The sequence below is a fragment of the uncultured Pseudomonas sp. genome (genome assembly GCF_943846705.1).
In the GTDB taxonomy this organism is placed as follows: domain Bacteria; phylum Pseudomonadota; class Gammaproteobacteria; order Pseudomonadales; family Pseudomonadaceae; genus Aquipseudomonas.
In genome coordinates, this window is sequence record NZ_OX044366.1 from 2,415,016 (window position 1) to 2,430,701 (window position 15,686).

A 15,686-nucleotide genomic window follows, 5' to 3' on the forward strand; every position below is an offset into this window, starting at 1 on the left:
GCAAAGCCTGTGCTGGGTTCAGCGGTTGTGTTCGCGCAGAATCTGCATGTATTCGCCACTGCTATGCAGGTCGCGCAGGCCCTGCTCAAACACCTTGCTCCAGTCTGGCTCGCCAGGCGTTGGCGGGACAAAGCCGACGAATAGGGGCACCCGCTCGAGTACGTTGCCGTGCCAGCGTAGTTTGCCGCGCAGTTGTTGATCGTTGTTGATCAGGTGATTACCAACTATGTGTTCGAGCAGCACCATGTCGAAGCGTCGGGCATTGAGTTTGCGCAGGTTGCTGATGTCACTCACGGCCTCTTCGAGGGTCAGGCCGGCATCGAGAATGTGCTGCGGGTAGCCGTAACCGCGCACGGTGCCCAGGGTTCGCCCGTGCAGCTCCTTTAACACGGTGAACTGCAGTGGGTAGTCATTACGTATAAATATGCCCAGCTCGCTATAAAACAGCGGACGCGAGGCGCGGAGTCCTTCCTCCTTAATCTCTTGCGGCCACAGGCCCAGTGCACCGTGGTAGCTGCGGTTGCGCAAGGCCAAGCGCACCCGCGCCCAGGGCATAAAGTCGATTTGCACTGAATGCCCGCGTACGGCAAAAGCGCGGCGGGTCAGGGCGATGATGCTGCCGCCATTGGTCAAGTATTGAGAGCTGTACGGCGGGTATTCCAACGTGGCCATACGCAGGTGCGACTCGGCGTGGGCCGGCTGCACGAGCAGCGTCAGTAAGGCCAGCGTGAGCAGAATAAAAGCCATGGCGAACCATAATGGTTTATGAACGGAGCGGTTATACGTGGCACCCCAGGATAGTTCCACAAGGAGCGGCAAGATTCAGTGCATCAATGACGCCGCCAGGCTATTTGCCTGCCTGGAGTTAGCTGTTACTTTTCAGCCAACTCCGCAGCGCGGATAGGATCATCTCAGGGCAAGAGGATAAAAATAATGCAGCCTGATTTCTGGAGCGACAAACGCCCGGCCGGTGTACCCAATGACATCGACATGGGGGCTTATAAGTCGGTGATCGAGGTGTTCGAGCGCTCCTGTAAGAAATTCGCCGACCGCCCTGCTTTCAGCAACATGGGCGTAACGCTGACCTATGCCGAGCTGGATCGACTTTCGGCGGCGTTTGCCGCCTACCTGCAAAAGCACACGGACTTGCAGCCGGGCGAGCGTATCGCGGTGCAGATGCCTAACGTGCTGCAGTACCCGATTGCCGTGTTCGGCGCGATGCGTGCGGGGCTGATTGTAGTCAACACCAATCCGCTGTACACCGCCCGTGAGATGCGCCATCAGTTCAAGGATGCCGGGGTCCGCGCGCTGGTGTATTTGAATATGTTCGGCAAGCTGGTGCAGGACGTGCTGCCAGATACCGAGATTGACTACCTTATCGAAGCCAAAATGGGCGACCTGCTGCCGAGCCTGAAGGGCTGGCTGGTCAACGCAGTGGTGAAGAAGGTCAAGAAGATGGTCCCGGCTTACCACCTGCCGCAGGCGGTGGGGTTCAAGGATGTACTCAAGCAGGGCCAGGGCCATGCGTTGAAACCGGTCAAGGTCGGCCAGGACGATATCGCCGTGCTGCAATACACCGGCGGCACCACGGGCGTGGCCAAGGGGGCGATGCTCACCCACGGTAACCTGGTGGCCAACATGCTGCAGGTCGATGCCTGCCTGTCACAGCTGGGCGACGATGGCACCCCGCTGATGAAGCAGGGCCAGGAAATCATGATCGCGCCGCTGCCGCTCTACCATATCTATGCCTTCACCGCGAATTGCATGTGCATGATGGTCAACGGCAATCACAACGTGTTGATCACCAATCCACGGGACATCCCAGGCTTCGTCAAGGAGCTGGGCAAGTGGCAGTTCTCTGCGCTGCTGGGTCTCAACACCCTGTTCGTGGCACTGATGGATCACCCAGAGTTCAAGAACCTCGATTTCTCCCATTTCAAACTGACCAACTCCGGTGGCACTGCATTGGTTAAAGCCACTGCCGAGCGTTGGCAGGCCATGACCGGCTGCCCGGTGACTGAAGGCTATGGCCTGACTGAAACCTCTCCGGTGGCCAGCACCAACGCTTACGGCAACAAGGTGCGCCTGGGCACTGTCGGCGTTCCAGTGCCGGGTACCGCGTTCAAGGTGGTCGATGATGACGGCGTTGAGCAGCCGCTGGGTGAGCGTGGCGAGTTGTGTATCAAAGGCCCGCAGGTGATGAAGGGCTACTGGAATCGCGCAGAAGCCACCGCCGAGGTACTGGGCGCCGATGGCTGGTTCAAGAGTGGTGACGTGGCGGTGATCGACCCGGACGGCTTCGTGCGTATTGTCGACCGCAAGAAGGACATGATCATCGTCTCGGGGTTCAACGTTTACCCCAACGAAATCGAAGACGTGGTGATGGCCCACCCGCAAGTGGTCAGCTGTGCGGCCATCGGTGTGCCGGACGAGAAGTCTGGCGAGGCGGTCAAGTTGTTCGTAGTGCCCCGCGATAGCAGCCTAAGTACTGAGGCGCTGAAGGCTTACTGCAAGGAAAACTTCACCGGTTACAAGGTGCCCAAGCAGATCGTCTTCCGTGATTCGTTACCGATGACCCCGGTGGGCAAAATCCTCCGTCGCGAGCTGCGCGATATCGCCTGATAGTCATTGCCGTGCTGCCGCCTGTGCAGCGATCGCCAGCCGTGACGGGCTGGCGATAAAACGGCAAAACCCCTCTGTAAAGCCTGTAGCTCGCCTGTTCTGGCGATATTACGAGCGTGACTAAATCCTGCCTGTCAGTCATTTTAGTGACTGCTGCGGCACGTATTGGTGCTGGTCGCTGTTTGGCAAAGCTGCTACTCTCGGTCGGCTTTTGGGGACCCGCCAGCTAGGGCGATCACCCTTGTGGGCGCGTCGCTGCGCGACGTCAAAAATTGCTCCCGGCAATTTTTCGCCGTTAAAGTCGTTAGAAAACACGCGAATCTACAATAAACAGCCGTCTATGCGCGGTGAAGATCAAGCTGTTGCTGAGGAGTGGGCTTCCATGACCGAAAACTTTTGGAAGGATAAGTATCCCGTTGGGATTGCTGCCGAAATCAATCCTGACCAGTACCCGAATATCCAGGCGGTACTGAAAGAGTCCTGCCAGCGTTTCGCCGACAAGCCAGCTTTCAGCAATATGGGTAAAACCATTACCTACGGTGAGCTGTACGAGTTGTCGGGCGTGTTTGCCGCCTACTTGCAACACAACACCGACCTGCAGCCCGGCGACCGTATCGCCGTGCAACTGCCCAACGTACTGCAGTACCCGGTTGTGGTCTTCGGCGCACTGCGCGCCGGCCTGGTGGTGGTCAATACCAACCCGCTGTACACCGCACGTGAGTTGGAGCACCAGTTCAACGACTCCGGCGCCAAGGCGCTGGTCAGCCTGGCCAACATGGCCCATCTGGTTGAGCAGGTACTGCCGAAAACCGGGATCAAGACGCTGATCATTACCGAAGTTGGCGACATGTTGTCGCCGCTCAAGCGCCTGCTGGTTAACACTGTGGTCAAGCATGTGAAAAAAATGGTGCCGGCCTACAACCTGCCGCGCGCCATCAAGTTCACCGCTGCCATGGCTAAAGGCCGTGGCCTGGCCGCTAAAGACGCCGCACCGGCGAATGGCGAAATCGCTGTGCTGCAATACACCGGTGGTACCACTGGTGTAGCCAAGGGCGCGATGCTGACCCACCGCAACCTGATCGCCAATATGCTGCAGGTCAAAGCCCTGATGGGCGCGGAAATGCAAGAAGGCAGTGAGGTACTGATCGCGCCATTGCCGCTGTACCATATCTACGCGTTCACCTTCCATTGCATGGCCATGATGTTGATTGGTGGGCACAACGTGCTGATCACCAACCCGCGTGATCTGCCCGCGATGACCAAAGACCTGGCCAAGTACAAATTCACCGGTTTTGTCGGCCTCAATACCCTGTTCGTTGCCCTGTGCAACAACGAGGACTTCCGTAAGCTCGACTTCTCCACCCTGAAGGCCACCTTCTCCGGCGGTATGGCGCTGCAACTGGCCACCGCCGAGCGCTGGAAGCAGGTCACCGGTTGTGCCATCTGCGAAGGCTTCGGCATGACCGAGACCAGCCCGGTGGCGTCGGTTAACCCATTTAGCAATATCCAGATCGGCACCATCGGCATCCCGGTGCCGTCGACCATCTGCAAGGTCATCGACGATGAAGGCGTTGAGCAGCCACTGGGTTCGATTGGCGAGTTGTGCGTCAAAGGCCCGCAGGTGATGAAGGGCTACTGGCAGCGCCAGGAAGCCACCGACGAAGTCCTTGATGCCGATGGCTGGCTGAAGACCGGCGATATTGCGGTGATCCAGGAAGACGGTTACATGCGCATCGTCGACCGCAAGAAGGACATGATTCTGGTGTCCGGCTTCAACGTTTACCCGAACGAGCTGGAAGACGTGCTGGCTGCGTTGCCAGGTGTGCTGCAGTGTGCGGCGATTGGCGTGCCGGATGAGAAGTCGGGCGAGGCGATCAAAATCTTCGTGGTGGTCAAACCGGGTGAAACCCTGACCAAAGAGCAGGTCATGGAGCACATGCGCGCCAATGTCACCGGCTACAAGGTGCCCAAGGCTGTCGAGTTCCGCGACGTACTGCCGACCACCAACGTCGGCAAGATCCTGCGCCGCGAACTGCGTGACGAAGAGTTGAAGAAACAGGGCAAGAAGTAACTGCCCGGTTAAAACTAAACCCCGCCTAGGCGGGGTTTAGTTGTTTTAGGCGGCCGGATAATGCGGCGGCTCTGCCAGCGCCTGAATACAGGGCAGGTCTTGGCGTGTAGTCACGACCAGCAGCAGCAGATTCTGCTGTTGCTCATGCCATGCGTCGCAGGCCTCGCTGAATAGCTGCAGAAAAATGCTCAGGGCGTTCTCGTCAACCGGCAATGTTTCAGGCAGCTGCAAGGTGAACGCGCGCTGAGCCATCCAGTGTGGATCGTTCAGGCAGTCCCAGGCAGCGTCCCAGTTCATGCCGAAGTCAGGCGGCAGGTGCAGGGCTTGCGCAAGCGCGGCGAGGAGGCTGTCTTTATCCGCCGCTGGATGGCAGTGAATACCCACCAGCGCCGCATCTGTATTCGGGCGCTCGCTGAGCCTCCAGACGCCACTGCTCGGTAAGGTTGGGAAATCACGCATCAGGGCTCACCGGCAATCTGGCGGAAGCTGCGGTAGTGGTCGCCGGTGTAGTAATAGACTGCGGGCGGCTGCCCGCCTGTTACCACACGGCGGGCGCCGCGGTGATTGAGGCCAGGTGTGGCCACGGTGTATTCGCGGTAGTAGCCTCTGGGCTTGCTGGGCAGCAGGCGTTCACGGTTGTGAAAGGTACTGCCATCCTGGCTGTGGGGGAACGGCCCGCCTTGCCGGATCAGCGACAGGGTGTGCGACAGTTCACGATCCTGTGTCTGCACACGTTCACTGCTATCGCCCCCGAACGAGTGGAATAGCTGCGTGCCGCCCATGCCATTGAACAGCAGCAACATGCCCAGCAAGAGGCTGGCGAGGATCAATAACTGGCCAATGCCGAAGGGCTTTGCCTTGGCGCGTGCGACGTTCTTTTGCCGTTGCCTGGCGCTCTGTTCGGCGCTGACGTTATGGGCTTTGGCGCGGTTCTGCTGGTCATAGACCAGCTGATAGGACACCTTGAGACCCACGGTTGGCCGCGAGGCTCGATTGAATGCCGAGATATGAAAGAACACCCGCTCTTTACCGTCACTCGGTTGAATAAAGCCAAAGCCTTTGGCGTCATTCCAGGTGCTGATGGTTCCGCTCGGCACGGTCTGTCTCCGGGTTAAGCGGTGCGCCAGGTGATTTCCTCAACGCCATCGGCGCTGATACGCATCCAGCGGTCGGCCTGCTCGTCGCTTTCTTCTTCCTGCCAGCCGTTCGGGGCGCAGCGCACTTCAACATTCAGCGCGGCGAACGCGGCCTGGGCGCAGGCCAGGTCGTCGGCCCAGGGGGTGGCGGCGCTTTCCAGGAACAGGCTGTGCCATTTGCCGACCGCCTTGGGCAGCCAGGTGACCGACACATCGCCGGCCAAGCATTTATAGGTCTGGCCTTTCTGCTGCCAGGGCGTACAGCTGCCAAGGGCAGTGCTCAGCCATTCAGCGATGGCGTTGTGATCGGCGTCTTTCAGGTAAATCTCGATATCCGGTTGGCGCATGCTCATAGCTTCTCGATCCAGTCGTAGCGGATGGCAACGGTCACTGCACAGGGTTGGGCAATTACCGCGGCGCGGCGTTCAGCGCTGGCGCGCCAGCCGTGTGGGGTCATGGCCAGCAGGTCGGCACGGGCTTCGCTGCTCTCCAGTTGGAGGTTAAACGTTAAGGTTTCGCTGTGGGCCAGGCGCATGCCCTCGGGGATCAGCTCCAGATGCTTCTGATCATCGTAGTCACGCACTTCGTCATACAGACTTTGGCGCAGCTCCATCAGATGGTCGCGGGTCGGGCCCATGCGCAGCAGGCCGCCACCGGGGGCGAGCAGGCGTTTGGCTTCCTGCCAGTCGAGCGGGCTGAATACACTGGCCAGCAGTTGGCAGCTGGCGTCACTCAGCGGCACGCGGGCCATGCTCGCCACCAGCCATTCGAGCTGCGGCGCGCGCTTGCAACCGCGTTTGATCGCCTCGCGGGAGATGTCCAGGGCGTAGCCTTCTGCTTGTGGCAGGGCATCGGCGAGTTGGCGGGTGTAATAGCCCTCACCGCAGCCGATATCCAGCCAGCGCGCCGGGTTATAACCAGCGGCCAACTCGGCTAGACGCTTGGCCAGCGGCGCGTAATGAGCGCCGTCGAGGAAGCGTCGACGCGCCTCGACCATAGCGGCGTTGTCGCCAGGGTCGCGGCTGTTCTTGTGCTGCACGGGGAGTAGGTTCAGATAACCCTGACGCGCGCGGTCGAAGCGATGGTTGGCCGGGCAAGCCACGCCGTTGTCGACGAGGCTCAGTGCGCCCTGGCAAATGGGACAGATCAGGCTCATGCGAGCAGGTTCACTAGGGTTTGATAATAGATTTCGGTCAGCACATCCAGGTCACTGGCCAGCACGCGCTCGTCAATCTGGTGGATGGTCGCGTTGACCGGGCCGAGCTCGACCACCTGGGTGCCGAGGGTGGCGATAAAGCGCCCGTCGGAGGTACCGCCGCTGGTCGAGGGCTGGGTGTCACGGCCGGTGACGGTTTTGATGCTGGCGGCCACGCCGTCGAGCAGCGCGCCGGGTTCGGTGAGGAACGGCATGCCGGACAGTGCCCAGTCCAGGTGATAGTCCAGGCCGTGTTTGCCGAGAATCGCTTCGACCCGCTGTTGCAGGCCTTCGACTGTGGACTCGGTTGAAAACCGGAAGTTGAACACCGCTTTCAGCTCGCCGGGAATCACGTTGGTCGCGCCCGTGCCGGCATTCAGGTTGGAGACCTGGAAGCTGGTCGGCGGGAAGAACGCATTGCCTTCGTCCCAGTGTTCGGCGGCCAGTTCGGCCAGCGCTGGTGCGGCCAGGTGGATCGGGTTGCGGGCCAGGTGCGGGTAGGCCACGTGGCCCTGCTTGCCGCGCACCGTGAGGGTGCAGCCAAGCGAGCCACGGCGCCCGTTTTTCACCACATCGCCGACCAGGGTGGTGCTCGACGGTTCACCGACGATGCACCAGTCCAGGCGCTCATTACGCTCACGCAGGCGCTCGACCACGGCCTTGGTGCCGTGATGCGCGGGGCCTTCTTCGTCGCTGGTGATCAGGAAGGCGATACGCCCCTGGTGGTTTGGGTACTCGGCCACGAAGCGTTCAACGGCAATGATCATCGACGCCAGGCTGCCTTTCATATCTGCCGCGCCACGGCCGCAGAGCATGCCGTTTTCATCAATCAGGGCATCGAAGGGCTGGTGCTGCCAGCTCTGAATGGGGCCGGTTGGCACCACATCGGTATGCCCGGCAAAACACAGTACGGGACCATCGTTGCTGCCGTGGGTGGCCCAGAAATTGTCCACTTCCTCGATGCGCATCGGCTCGATGGTGAAGCCGCAGGCGGCCAGGCGGCGGGTCATCTGTTCCTGACAGCCTTCGTCGAGCGGGGTCACGGACGGGCGGCGGATCAGCTCGCAGGCAAGCTCCAGCGTCGGGGAGAGGGGCGTGGCGTTGGCGGTCATTGCGGCTCCAAGGCGGCGTCAGGCAGAAAGGCCGCCATCTTAAAGCAAAACGGCGGCCATTGGCCGCCGTCTGGCATTCAGCCACGCCAGCAGTCAGCTGGTGACAGGCGCTGCTTCGGCGGTTGCCTGCGCCGTGGGCAATGACGACAGCAGGGCCATGATTAACGCCGCCAGGTACGGCAGTGACTGCACCAGCAGCATGGTCACCCAGAACTTCACATCGGCGCTGGGCAGGCCTTGCACGATGCTGATGCCCAGTGCCGAGCCCCACAGCAGGAGCATGATGAACAGCTCTTCGCGGGCCTCGGCCAGGGCCACCAGGATGCCGTGGTTGCTGGCCATCTTCGGGGTGCGGAAGAACGGGATGGTTTTGGTGAAGGTGCCGTACAGCACCGCCTTGGCGATGGTGTGTGACAGCGCCAACCCGGCGATGGCCGCCTGGAACGAGTGCAGCAGATCGACACCCATGGCCTTGCGGTAGAGGAACATGATTTTGCCGAACTTGAAGAAGAACAGCGCCAGCGGCGGGATGGCGAAGATCATCAGCGGTGGGTCGACCCGTTGCGGCACGATGATCATCGCGGCCGACCAGAGCAGGGCGCCCGCGGTGAAGAAGATATTCAGGCCATCGGCAATCCATGGCAGCCAGCCGGCGACGAAGTGGTAGCGCTGGCCAGTCTTGAGTTCGCTGTCCTTGCCGAGGAACAGGCTGCGGGCGTGGCCCTTCATGATCTGAATGGCGCCGTAGGCCCAGCGGAAGCGCTGCTTCTTGTAGTCGATAAAGGTGTCCGGCATCAGACCCTGGCCGAAACTCTGGTGCGCGTAGGCGGCGCTATAGCCTTTCTCGAACACGCGCAGGCCCAGTTCGGCGTCTTCGCAGATGGTCCAGTCGGCCCATTTCAGCTCGTCCATCACGCTGCGGCGGATCATGGTCATGGTGCCGTGCTGGATGATCGCGTCGCGGTCGTTGCGGGTGACCATGCCGATATGGAAGAAGCCTTTGTATTCGGCGTAGCAGAGCTTCTTGAAGATGCTTTCGTTGCCGTCGCGGTAATCCTGCGGCGACTGCACCACGGCGATTTTCGGGTCGCTGAAGTGCGGCACCATAAACTTCAGCCAGTTCTTGTCGACGCAGTAGTCGGCGTCGATCACCGCCACCACTTCGGCGTCTGGCGCGGTGTGCGGCAGGATGTAGTTCAGTGCGCCACCTTTGAAGCCGGCAATCGGTGCCACGTGGAAGAAGCGGAAACGCGGGCCGAGCACTTCGCAGTAAGCCTGCACTGGCTCCCACACCGCGGGGTCCTTGGTGTTGTTGTCGATGATCAGTACTTCGTAATCCGGGTAATCCAGCGCCGCGAGGGCGTCGAGGGTCTGTTTAACCATCTCCGGCGGCTCGTTGTAGCAGGGCACGTGGATCGACACCTTGGGCCGGTAGGCGCTGTCGCCGCTGACCGGTTGGAAGGGCCTGCGGCGGGTGCGGGTCCAGGCGGTTTCAGCCAGTTCATGGGCTTCGGTGAGCAGCACAATAAATACGCCGAAGGCACCGATGCCCAGCAACAGGCCGACGATGGTGCTGAACCAGGTGCTGTATTGCTGGCTGTAGTCGTAGCCGATCCACACCAGGGCGGAGCCGCCTGCGAAGGCAACAAAGGTCAGGAAGGTGCGCCCGCGCTGGCGCAGGGCGCTGCCGTCGATCAACATCAAGGCCAGGCTGAGCAGTGCCAGTACCACCGAGCCGATGGCCAGCAAGCGCCACTGCGGGATGGCGACCACCGGGCCTTCGAAGGCGAACTTGGCCTGGCGGTCGAGGTTGTAGACGCCCCAGTAGGCACCGACTGAGCCTTCATCGCTGGCTTTCCACGGCTGGTCGAAGGCTTCGATGACGAAGTAGTTGTAGCCTTTGCCGTTCAGTGCATTGACCAGGGTGCGCAGGTAGATGGCTTGGTCGGCTTGTGAGGCGTCCGCACCACCGCGCATACGGCCGTTGCTCGGCCAGCCGACCTCGGAGAGCAGCAGCGGTTTTTTCGGAAAGAGCTTCTTTAGGTCCTTGGCGCGTTCGAGGACGAAGTCGGTGGCGTCTTCCATCGGCACGAACTCCCAGTAGGGCAGCACGTGGGCGGCGATCAGGTCGACGTGCTGGGCCAGTTCAGGGTGGTCTTGCCAGATGTGCCACTGCTCGGAGGTGGTCACTGGGACCTTGACCGCTGCGCGCACGCGGTCGATGTAGTCGATGAGGTTTTCTGCGCTGACTTCTTCACGGAACAAGGCTTCGTTGCCGACCACCACGCGCACCACGCTGCGTGAGTTGTTGGCAATTTCAATGGCTTTGGCGATTTCTCGCTCGTTACGCGCAAGGTCTGGGCTGATCCAGATACCCAGAGTTACACGCAGGCCGAATTCTTCGGCGAGGCGGGGGATGTCGCCCAAAGGGCCGTCGACCGAATAGGTGCGGATATTGTCGGTCTGGCTGCTCAGCAGTTCCAGATCCTCACGCATTTGGGCGTCGCTGGGGTAAGTGTCTTGCTGGGGGTTCTGCCCGGCGCGGAACGGCGAAAAGGAAAAGCCGGCGACCTGTTCCGGCCAGTCGGGGGCGGTGACCGGGCGGTTGTACAGCGCCCAAATACCGGTAAACAAGGCGGCAATCGCCAGGAATACGACCAGGTTCAGTCCAAACTTACGCGAAGGCATAGTGTGCAGGTCCAGCGAAGGGGCAATAAAGATCGACGGGCGTCGGGTGGCGCATGCTACGCCGCCGCCATAGGGCTGTATAGCCTGGCCTGTGGGCCTATTGCTGGGACGCTTGATGGCCTTCTAGGTTCCGCTTATGGCCATGTGCTACTGCAGCTCATCGGTTAGCCGCGCTCTGGGCCAACACAGCGCTTGGGCGCAGGTCGCCGGCTCCCTATAATGCGCGCCGCTGATGGCGCGTGAGAGATAAGAATGCCTGTGGATGAACAACGCTTTGGCGGCATTGCCCGTTTATATAGCCAGCAAGGGGCCGAACGGCTGGCGGCCGCGCATGTGGCGGTGGTCGGCATTGGCGGCGTGGGCTCATGGGCCGCCGAAGCCCTGGCGCGATCTGGGGTAGGCGAGATTTCCCTGTTTGATTTGGATGACGTCTGTGTGAGCAACAGCAACCGCCAGTTGCATGCGCTCGACAGCACCGTCGGTCAGGCCAAGGTCGAGGTGATGGCGGCGCGCATTCGCGGCATTAACCCGGCCTGTGTGGTGCATTCGGTGGCGGACTTCGTCACCCGCGAGACCATGGCCGAGTACATCACCACGCAGCTCGACGCGGTGATCGATTGCATCGACAGCGTCAACGCCAAGGCGGCGCTGATTGCCTGGTGCAAGCGGCGCAAGATCCAGGTGATTACCACCGGCGGCGCGGGCGGGCAGATTGACCCGACGCAGATTCAGGTGGCTGACCTGAACAAGACCTGGAACGATCCGCTGGCGTCCAAAGTGCGTTCCACCCTGCGTCGTGACTATGGCTTCTCGCGCACCCCTGGGCGCAACTACAGCGTGCCGTGTGTGTACTCCAGCGAGCAGCTGCGCTACCCCAAGCCAGATGGCAGCGTCTGTCAATACAAGGGCTTTGTCGGCGAAGGGGTCAAGCTCGACTGTGCCGGCGGTTTTGGCGCGGTGATGATGGTCACCGCGACCTTTGGCATGGTCGCTGCCGCGCGGATTGTCGACAAGCTGGTGGCCGGAACACGGCGACCGGCGGAGCGCCAGCCCACCGCCTGAGGTTGTTGGCTAGACTGTAAGGAGTGGCCGATTCGGGTCGATGTATAGCAGGGATATGCTGGTGCTTAACCTTTGAGGTGTGTGTTGTCCCTGCTGCGATTTACCTTAAGCCGTACCCTACGTTACCTGCTGTCGCTTGCCCTCCTGTGCACCTGTCTGGGCGTCAGTGCCCAGCCGCTGGTGCGTATCGGTAGCGGCGAATGGGTGCCTTATGTCGACCCGCAGCGCGAGGATGGCGGTGCACTGGCGCGGCTAACACGGGAGATTTTCAACGCGGCCGGCTACTCGGTCGAGTTCGTTTATTACCCTTGGGACCGTAACCTGTTGATGCTCGAGCAGGGCCACCTGGATGCGGTGATGCCGTATTCCTGTTCGGCGCAGCGCCAGCGCATCAGTGAGTGCAGTGATGCCGTGGTGCAGGGGCAGATCGTGCTGTTCCAGCGCGCCGATCAGCAGCTGGCTTGGACACGGATTGAAGACCTCAAGGCGTTTCGCATCGCCACCACCCACGGTTACTCCTACGGCCCGCAGTTTGATGCAGCGCTCGAAGCGGGGCAGTTACAGGTGCAGCAGAGCAGCAAGGAAGACACCGGTTTGCGCTTGTTGAGCCTGGGCCGCGTGGACTTTCACCCGCAGGATCGGGCGGTGGGTTATGCCATGTTGCGTCGCTTGTTCTCGCCCGCCGAGCGCGCACAAATCAGCCATCACCCGCGTGTTTTGAATAACGAATCGCTGCATCTGTTGTTTGCTAAGGGTGATGCCCAGGCCAATAAGCTGCGTGAGGTGTTCAATGCCGGTTTGCGCCGCCTGACGGCGAACGGTGAGCTACAGCGTTTGCAGCAGGCGCTGGATTCGGGCGACGCGGATCAGTGGTCAAGCGCGCCCTGATCGTCTGCCGCCAGCAATTGCTGCATGCGCGTCAGTACCGCCTGCAGACCATTGCTGCGAGAGGGTGACAGGTGACGCGCCAGGCCAAGCTGGGCAAACCAGTCTGGTAGATTCAGCTGCGCCAGCTCGGCCTGACTCAGGCCATTGACCCGCACTAAAAGAAGCGCAAGCAGGCCGCGCAGCAGGCGCGCCTCGCTGCTGGCGCGGAACTGCCAGTGTGCGCCGTTACGCTCGGCCAGCAACCACACTTGACTCTCACAGCCCGTTACGCGGTTGGCTTCACTGCGCTCGTCCTCGCTGAGCGGAGCAAGCTGCTCGCCCCACTGCATCAGTAAACGTGCGCGCTGCTCCCAGCCGGGACACGCAGCGAAAGCCTGCAGCGCAGTGTCGGCGTGGGCGGGCAGGCTCATTGCAACAGCTCCAGGGCTTGGTCCAGCGCGGTGAAGAAGCGCTGCAGATCAGCGCCGTCGTTATACAGCCCCAAGGACACGCGAATCGCACCGCTGAGGCCAAGGCCTTGCAGCAAGGGCATGGCGCAGTGGTGGCCGGCGCGCACGGCGATGCCCTGCTCGGTCAGCAGGTGAGCGAGGTCGGCGTGGTGCACATCCTCGACCACAAAGCTGGCCAGCGCGACGTTAGGCGTGCCGAGCAGGCGTACACCCTGGCGCTGCTGCAGGCCGCTGATCAGCTCGGCATGCAGGGCGGCTTCGTGGGCGTCGACGGCATGGGCGTCGAGGCTGTTCAGGTAATCCAGGCTGGCGCCGAGGGCGATCACCGAGGCGATTGGCGGTGTGCCGGCCTCAAACCCCAGTGGCGCGGCGCGGAAGCTGGCGCTGCTGTAGTCGGTATGCAGCAGCATCTCACCGCCGAACTGCCAGTGCGCCAGCTGTTGCAGGGCGGGCGTGCGACCGTAAAGCAGGCCGACGCCATCCGGGCCATAGAGCTTGTGGCTGGAGCTGACATAGAAATCGCAGCCCAGCGCCTGCACATCATGACGGCCATGTACCACGCCCTGGGTACCGTCGACCACGGTCAGTGCGCCTTGCGCCTGTGCCAATGCCAGCAGCGGCTCAAGCGGCTGCCAGCAACCGAGCACATTGGACAACTGACTGACCGCCAGCAGGCGGGTACGCGGGCCGAGCAATTGCGCGGCTTGCGTCAGGTCGATCAGGCCAGCGCTATCCAGTGGCAGCACCACCAGCTTGAGCTGGCGGCGCAGCGCCAGTTGCTGCCAGGGCAACAGGTTGGCGTGGTGTTCCAGAGCGCTGATGACGATCTGGTCACCAGGCTGAAAGTGCTGTTCCAGGCCGTAAGCCAGCAGATTGAAGGCCTCGGTGGCACTACGGGTGAAGATCAGTTGCTGCACATTGGCGGCGTTCAGCCAGTGTGCGGCTTTCTCACGGGTGGCTTCGAAGGCGCGGGTGGCACGCTCGCCGGGCAGATGTTGGGCGCGATGCACATTGGCGGCACCGCCGGCGTAGTAGCCGAGCAGGGCGTCAAGCATCGTCTGGGGTTTTTGTGCGGTGGCGGCGCTGTCGAGGTAGGTCTGGCCCTCGGCCTCAAGGGCCAGAATGCCAGGGAAGTCAGCGCGCCAGGGGGAATGCATGAGCATGAGAGAAGAGTCGAAACCGTAGGATGGGTTGAGCATAGCGATACCCATGATGGGCGTGATGGGTATCGCTATGCTCAACCCATCCTACAAAGCTACCGTCCAAAAGTTGTTGTTAAAGCGTAGCGAGCGAAGGCTAGGCAAGGCGAACTTAAGCGAGAACGCGGAGTGTACGAATGTACATGAGCATTTTGAGCTTGAGTTCAACGCTGCATAGCCGAGCGCAGTCGCTTTAAACCTACTTTTTAGTTGTGGGCGTGCAGGGCGTCGTTCAGTTCGATAGCCGACTTGTGGGTTTTGCACTCCACTGCACCGCTTTGCGAGTTGCGGCGGAACAGCAGGTCCGGCTGGCCGGCCAGTTCGCGGGCTTTTAGAACCTTGACCAACTTATTGTCGGCATCCAGCAGCGCCACCTTGGTGCCGGCGGTGATGTACAGACCGGATTCCACGGTATTGCGGTCGCCCAATGGGATGCCGATACCGGCGTTGGCACCGATCAGGCAGCCTTCGCCGACGGAGATGACGATGTTGCCGCCACCAGACAGGGTGCCCATGGTCGAGCAGCCGCCGCCCAGGTCCGAGCCTTTACCGACGAAGACACCGGCGGAAACGCGGCCTTCGATCATGCCCGGGCCTGCAGTGCCGGCGTTGAAGTTAACAAAGCCTTCGTGCATCACGGTGGTGCCTTCGCCCACGTAAGCACCCAGGCGAATGCGTGCGCTGTCGGCGATTCGCACGCCGGCAGGCACCACGTAGTCGGTCATTTTCGGGAACTTGTCCACCGAGAAGACTTCCAGCAGGTTGCCCTTCAAGCGGGCTTCCAGCTGGCGTTCGGCCAGCTCGGCGAGGTCGATGGCACCCTTGTTGGTCCACGCCACGTTAGGCAGCAGCGGGAAGATACCGGTCAGGTTCAGGCCGTGCGGCTTAACCAGGCGATGCGACAGCAGGTGCAGTTTGAGGTAGGCCTCAGGGGTGCTGGTCAGCGCGCTGTCTTCAGCCAACAGGGTGGCGACCAGTGGCTTCTGGCTTTCGGCCAGGCGGGTGAGCAGGGCTGCTTGCGCCGCGTCTACATTTTTCAACGCTTCGGCCAGATCGCCGGCCTGGCTGTTGCTCATTGCGATGGTCTGGTTACCGCCCTGGTAACCGAGTTGCTCTATCACCTTGGCGACCAGCTCGCTGGCTGGGTTGAGCAGCGGCTGGGCGTAAAAAACTTCCAGCCAGTTGCTCTGACGGTTCTGAGTGCCAACGCCAAAGGCCAGGCTAAATAGAGTTGTGTTCATTTTATTTTCCTTACCGCAAATTC

Annotated in this window: 14 protein-coding genes; 4 read left to right on the forward strand and 10 right to left on the reverse strand. The window is 61.3% G+C overall.

The annotated features are described in order from the left end of the window. Positions 1-18 precede the first annotated feature (18 nt). Positions 19-747, reverse strand: coding sequence for a transporter substrate-binding domain-containing protein (locus tag Q0V31_RS11230; protein WP_298187744.1), 729 nt, complete (start codon positions 745-747; stop codon positions 19-21). Between the two features lie 186 nt (positions 748-933). On the opposite strand from Q0V31_RS11230, the gene fadD2 reads away from it, so the two are divergent. Together fadD2 and fadD1 are read left to right on the forward strand one after the other, a co-directional pair. Continuing rightward, positions 934-2,622, forward strand: a complete 1,689-nt coding sequence (fadD2, locus tag Q0V31_RS11235; RefSeq protein ID WP_298187745.1) for a long-chain-fatty-acid--CoA ligase FadD2 — start codon at positions 934-936, stop codon at positions 2,620-2,622. 382 nt (positions 2,623-3,004) lie between these two features. Continuing rightward, positions 3,005-4,693, forward strand: coding sequence for a long-chain-fatty-acid--CoA ligase FadD1 (fadD1, locus tag Q0V31_RS11240; RefSeq protein ID WP_298187746.1), 1,689 nt, complete (start codon positions 3,005-3,007; stop codon positions 4,691-4,693). 45 nt (positions 4,694-4,738) lie between these two features. Here the strand turns inward: fadD1 and Q0V31_RS11245 are convergent, their stop codons facing one another. The 6 genes from Q0V31_RS11245 to Q0V31_RS11270 form a co-directional block, all read right to left on the reverse strand. Continuing rightward, entirely contained in the window at positions 4,739-5,152 is a 414-nt protein-coding gene (locus Q0V31_RS11245) for a barstar family protein (RefSeq protein WP_298187748.1), read from the reverse strand. Further along, positions 5,152-5,790: a ribonuclease domain-containing protein gene (locus Q0V31_RS11250; protein ID WP_298187750.1), complete on the reverse strand. Its 639-nt coding sequence runs from the start codon at positions 5,788-5,790 to the stop codon at positions 5,152-5,154. The genes Q0V31_RS11245 and Q0V31_RS11250 overlap by 1 nt, the downstream gene beginning before the upstream one ends. A 14-nt stretch (positions 5,791-5,804) precedes the next feature. Next, positions 5,805-6,176, reverse strand: a complete 372-nt coding sequence (locus tag Q0V31_RS11255; protein ID WP_298191047.1) for a hypothetical protein — start codon at positions 6,174-6,176, stop codon at positions 5,805-5,807. Between the two features lie 2 nt (positions 6,177-6,178). Continuing rightward, on the reverse strand, positions 6,179-6,985 hold the full coding sequence (locus Q0V31_RS11260) for a putative RNA methyltransferase (protein ID WP_298187751.1): 807 nt from the start codon (positions 6,983-6,985) through the stop codon (positions 6,179-6,181). After that, positions 6,982-8,136 (reverse strand): succinyl-diaminopimelate desuccinylase, encoded by a 1,155-nt coding sequence (gene dapE, locus Q0V31_RS11265; RefSeq protein WP_298187753.1) that lies wholly within the window; start codon positions 8,134-8,136, stop codon positions 6,982-6,984. The genes Q0V31_RS11260 and dapE overlap by 4 nt, the downstream gene beginning before the upstream one ends. Positions 8,137-8,229: 93 nt before the next feature. After that, positions 8,230-10,824, reverse strand: coding sequence for a glycosyltransferase (locus tag Q0V31_RS11270; protein WP_298187754.1), 2,595 nt, complete (start codon positions 10,822-10,824; stop codon positions 8,230-8,232). A gap of 252 nt (positions 10,825-11,076) precedes the next feature. Between Q0V31_RS11270 and tcdA the strand changes: the two genes are divergently transcribed. Next, complete coding sequence (gene tcdA / locus Q0V31_RS11275) at positions 11,077-11,886, forward strand: tRNA cyclic N6-threonylcarbamoyladenosine(37) synthase TcdA (protein ID WP_298187756.1); 810 nt, start codon at positions 11,077-11,079, stop codon at positions 11,884-11,886. An 84-nt stretch (positions 11,887-11,970) separates the two neighbouring features. Beyond that, on the forward strand, positions 11,971-12,774 hold the full coding sequence (locus Q0V31_RS11280) for a transporter substrate-binding domain-containing protein (RefSeq protein WP_298187757.1): 804 nt from the start codon (positions 11,971-11,973) through the stop codon (positions 12,772-12,774). On the opposite strand, the gene Q0V31_RS11285 is transcribed toward Q0V31_RS11280, so the two are convergent. From Q0V31_RS11285 to dapD, 3 genes are all read right to left on the reverse strand, one after another. Continuing rightward, complete coding sequence (locus Q0V31_RS11285) at positions 12,753-13,184, reverse strand: SufE family protein (protein WP_298187758.1); 432 nt, start codon at positions 13,182-13,184, stop codon at positions 12,753-12,755. The genes Q0V31_RS11280 and Q0V31_RS11285 overlap by 22 nt on opposite strands. Further along, positions 13,181-14,386: an aminotransferase class V-fold PLP-dependent enzyme gene (locus Q0V31_RS11290; RefSeq protein WP_298187759.1), complete on the reverse strand. Its 1,206-nt coding sequence runs from the start codon at positions 14,384-14,386 to the stop codon at positions 13,181-13,183. The genes Q0V31_RS11285 and Q0V31_RS11290 overlap by 4 nt, the downstream gene beginning before the upstream one ends. Positions 14,387-14,628: 242 nt before the next feature. Then, the gene (gene dapD / locus Q0V31_RS11295; protein WP_298187760.1) at positions 14,629-15,663 is read right to left on the reverse strand and encodes a 2,3,4,5-tetrahydropyridine-2,6-dicarboxylate N-succinyltransferase; all 1,035 of its coding nucleotides are present in this window, start codon (positions 15,661-15,663) and stop codon (positions 14,629-14,631) included. Positions 15,664-15,686: the final 23 nt, after the last annotated feature.